4 protein-coding genes and 1 tRNA gene are annotated in these 3,992 nt (G+C 44.3%); 4 read left to right on the top strand and 1 reads right to left on the bottom strand.

Annotated elements, in window-relative coordinates; translation table 11 throughout:
* The coding region (locus tag JX312_RS10075; protein WP_370541498.1) for a hypothetical protein at nucleotides 1-257 on the top strand (257 nt) is incomplete at its 5' end.
* Nucleotides 258-394: 137 nt separating this feature from the next.
* Nucleotides 395-1,351 (top strand): hypothetical protein, encoded by a 957-nt coding sequence (locus tag JX312_RS10070; RefSeq protein ID WP_204457898.1) that lies wholly within the window; start codon nucleotides 395-397, stop codon nucleotides 1,349-1,351.
* A gap of 36 nt (nucleotides 1,352-1,387) precedes the next feature.
* On the opposite strand, the gene JX312_RS10065 is transcribed toward JX312_RS10070, so the two are convergent.
* Nucleotides 1,388-1,458, bottom strand: a tRNA-Cys gene (locus JX312_RS10065).
* A 248-nt stretch (nucleotides 1,459-1,706) separates the two neighbouring features.
* On the opposite strand from JX312_RS10065, the gene JX312_RS10060 reads away from it, so the two are divergent.
* A complete protein-coding gene (locus tag JX312_RS10060; RefSeq protein WP_172469297.1) occupies nucleotides 1,707-2,900 on the top strand; it encodes a glycosyltransferase in 1,194 nt (397 codons plus the stop codon).
* Nucleotides 2,897-3,961: a lysylphosphatidylglycerol synthase transmembrane domain-containing protein gene (locus tag JX312_RS10055; protein ID WP_123406845.1), complete on the top strand. Its 1,065-nt coding sequence runs from the start codon at nucleotides 2,897-2,899 to the stop codon at nucleotides 3,959-3,961. Before JX312_RS10060 ends, JX312_RS10055 begins: the two co-directional genes overlap by 4 nt.
* Nucleotides 3,962-3,992: the final 31 nt, after the last annotated feature.

Genomic DNA, 3,992 nt, shown 5'->3' with positions numbered 1-3,992 from the left:
TTGGCGTGATCGAATTGCTAAAGACGAGGCTGCAGTCACTCTCGGTAAAGACGGGAGTGGTTGTAGCCTTTGTCTGTGTTTTATGTTATGCATTCTCTTTTTTGCAGATGCTTCTGCCGGTTTCTGCGGTTCTGAAAGGTATATTGTGGGTCGTTTTTTACGGACTTGCAAAAGCTTGTCAGTATGCATCGCTGATTATTCTCGGAAAGTCGGGTTTTTCAATGTTGAGAGCATATTTTGCAAGAAAAGTGAAATAGTTTGCAATGGTTAATATGGTAAGTAAGTGTTCTAATTTGATTTATAATAAATGCGAATCCGAACACTTGCTTAGCTGTCTAAAAATATATTCGTAATGGAAAGTAAAGTGTCAGGAACATTGAGAATCGTAGCTTTCATGATTGTCGGCATCGTGTGCGGAGTCGGGAATCTTAAAGGAAGCATAATAGGAGATGAATACAGGCTCAAGAAGGTTGTGGAAGTTCCGGGCAGGCAGGGGATTGCTGCCGACAGCTTATTTTATTATGTCTCCGATACGAAAGCGATATATAAATATGACAAGAACTGGCATCTGATTAATGTCAACCGACAGCCTTTTGTAAATCCTGAAGTGGCAAACCATTTCGGAGATATTGATGTATGGAACGGAGAGATATACTGCGGCATCGAAAGGTTTGAGTATGGTCGTGGCTATAATATAGCAGTTTCCATATATGATGCTGAAACACTCGAATGGAAGCGCGATCTGCCATGGAGTCCGGAATCCGGTCAGGTCGAGGTTTCGGGAATTGCGGTGGATCGTGACCGGAATATGGTATGGATGAGCGATTGGGTGGATTCCCGCTATGTATATTGCTATGATCTTGCCACCGGTCGTTATCACACCAAGATGCAATGTCAGCCGACACCTTACTGGTGTCAGGGCATAACAATCGCTGACGGGAAAATGATTTTTTCAGCGGATGACGGAGAAGCGGCGTATGGCATCGCTGACAATCTGTATGTCACGGATCTTGGAAACATTCCTTATACAGGACTTGTGGAGGGGGAAGAGGTAGTAAAGGATACCCCGTTCAGTGTAAAACTTGATGAAAAAGGCATGCCTTTTCTCAGAAAGGGACTGGTTGCCGGAGGAGCCGTCAAGGGTTCATTGCGTCATTTCCGTGAAATGTCAGACTTCGCACGCGCCGGTGAGATTGAGGGTGTGGCGATAGACCCGTCTAATGGCGATCTGCTGGTGTTGAATAACAGGGGTACCCGCATTGTTCTCGGCATGAGTCAGGGTCCTATAACCGAGGAGGGCTATACAGGAGAGGTGCATGAGGTATATGTCTATGAAAAATATGTAAAATGAAAAAATCCTGATAACTGAGTTATCAGGATTTTTCAGAGGTGCCAACCAGATTCGAACTGGTGTGAACGGTTTTGCAGACCGGTACCTAACCACTCGGACATGGCACCATTTGCTTTTGCGAGTGCAAAGTTAAGACAAATATTTGATTTTGCCAAATTTTTCAGGATTGATTTTTTAACAAAATGCAGTTTTGTTATCGAACATATTGTTTATGCCACACGGCACTCACAAGGATATGTGAATAAGCGGACGCGCATTTGTCATTTATTATCAGATGTTTGTAAAAAAATTAAATAAAAACATTCAAATCGGGGGTTTGATTGTTATTAAATTAAGTTAAATTTGCATCATTATTATGAAAGGGTTATTTTCATATCCGGAGTCAAAAGATCTATATGGTATCTTTAACGACAGTTTCCCCCCGATTCTTGACGGGGTTACTCTCGCTGTGGAGAATTATGTCTATTGGCTAAGCCGCAAGGGGCACACCCCTTGCGTTGTGACCCCCTGGAATCCGGAGAAACAAGACTATCCTTTTGAAGTTGTGAGGTATTTTTCATTGCCGATAGCTTCCAGACATCCCTATCGATATGGTTATCCGAAATGCGATCCGTTTATATGGAGGCGACTACGCAAATCTAATTTCAAGATACTGCATTCTCATTGTCCTTTCTCTTCGGGTAGACTTGCCGTATATGTGAAGAAACACCAGAAAGTTCCGTTGATTGGCACTTTTCATTCAAAGTATCGTTCCGATCTTGAACACGCGTTTCGGAAGGCACCGTGGTGTGTCCCTATAATAATGAAGCGTATTCTGGATTTCTTCAATTCTTGCGATGAAGTATGGATTCCACAGGCTCAGGTTGAGGAAACAGTCAGAGAATACGGATTCAAGGGACCTTTGACAGTAGTTGAAAACGGAAATGATTTCGCTTCGATTATCACCGGAAATCCGGCTGAATATAAACTCGCTGCCAGACACCGTCTTGGTGTGAAGGATGATGAGCTTGCACTGTTGTTTGTCGGTCAGCATATCTGGGAAAAGGGTATTGATGTTATACTCGAAACTCTGAGGCTTCTGAAAGGGGAAATAAAATTCGTTATGAATTTTATTGGTACCGGTTATGCTCTCAATGACGTGCGGTCTTTGGTTTCCCGCTATGGACTGTCTGATTCCGTGCATATCAACGGAGTCATCAAGGATCGCCACACTTTGAGCGATTATTACGCAGCTTCTGATTTGTTTCTGTTTCCATCGTTCTATGACAATGCTCCGCTGGTTGTAAGAGAGGCTGCCGCCATGGGCACCCCCGCCATACTTCTCGAAGGCTCCACTGCGGCGGAAGTCATATGTGACAGGAAGAACGGGTTTCTTACGGAGAAATCGCCTGAAAGATTCTCAGAACTGATAATACATCTTAAAAACAACAGGGATTTGCTGAACAGGGTTTCGGAAGGTGCGAGGACTACACTTGTAAGGAGCTGGGAAGATGTAGTGGATGAAGTGAGTGACAGATATGATTCGCTAATAAGAAGGTATAAGGGATGAGAGGACAGGTGTCAGACAGTAAAAGCTCTTTCTCTTTCTGGAAAGTTCTGCTGCCCGTGGCTATCGGTCTCGGGGTCGTGGTTCTGATGTTTGTGCACGACGCACGTAAAGAGGATATTGCGGATATCTGGAAGAGCATTCATTTTGATTCAAGAATAATAGGTTGTGTGGTTGCGGGATTCTTGTGTATGTTTGGCAGGGATTTCGGTCTTACATGGCGATTCCGGGCACTGACCGACCGGAAACTGACATGGAGACAGGCGTGGAAAGTCGACATGCTTTGTGAGTTTACCAACTGTATCACTCCTTCTGCGGTAGGTGGAAGTTCGCTGGGGATGATATTTCTGAATTCTCAGGGAATAGAGATGGGACGTGCTACGACTTTAATGCTTACCACTCTTTTCATGGACGAGCTTTTCTTTGTCATTGCATGTCCGTTTGTTGTGATGTTTACCCCGGCGGCAGACATATTCGCTTCAGAAGGGTCATCATTCTCTCATGGAATAAAGTATACTTTCTGGATTGTATACATGCTTATAGCGGTGTGGACATTTATATTGTTCCTCGGGATAATATGGAAACCATTGTGGATAAGAAAAGTTCTCGATAAAATATCCGGATTGCGATGGTTCCGTAAATGGTCATCCCAGATACAGGCATTGGGAGCCAACATGGTGGCGACTTCAAAAGAACTGCAGTCCAAGCCGTTTGGCTTCTGGCTTGAAGTTTTTTGCGGCACGGCGCTGTCATGGACATCCCGTTATCTTGTAGTAAATGCCTTGTTCTGGGGATTCATACCCGCAGACGACAAATATCAATGGGTCATTCTCGCCCGCCAGTTTGTAATTTGGGTTGTGCTGATGGTGAGTCCCACACCCGGAGGAGCCGGTCTGAGCGAGTGGCTTTTTTCGGAATATTACGGCGATATGGTAGGGACAGCCGGCATGGCTCTGATTCTCGCAGTGTTCTGGCGTCTGATAACATATTATCTTTACTTGCTTATCGGCGCGCTTGTCGTGCCATCATGGCTCAGCAAGACAATTGATAGAATACGAAAATAATTTATAACCAGCATTATGAAGTATATAGTTA

Origin of the sequence: Barnesiella sp. CU968 (assembly GCF_905219685.1) — a bacterium.
Lineage (GTDB): Bacteria > Bacteroidota > Bacteroidia > Bacteroidales > Muribaculaceae > Lepagella > Lepagella muris_A.
The sequence above is the reverse complement of the archived record's forward strand: the minus strand, read 5'-3'. Positions and strand labels throughout refer to the sequence as shown.

Excerpts from the sequence above, each read along its gene's own strand:
- JX312_RS10070 (WP_204457898.1), top strand. The coding sequence starts at position 395 with ATGATTGTCGGCATCGTGTGCGGAGTCGGGAATCTTAAAGGAAGCATA.
- JX312_RS10060 (WP_172469297.1), top strand. The coding sequence starts at position 1,707 with ATGAAAGGGTTATTTTCATATCCGGAGTCAAAAGATCTATATGGTATC.
- JX312_RS10055 (WP_123406845.1), top strand. The coding sequence starts at position 2,897 with ATGAGAGGACAGGTGTCAGACAGTAAAAGCTCTTTCTCTTTCTGGAAA.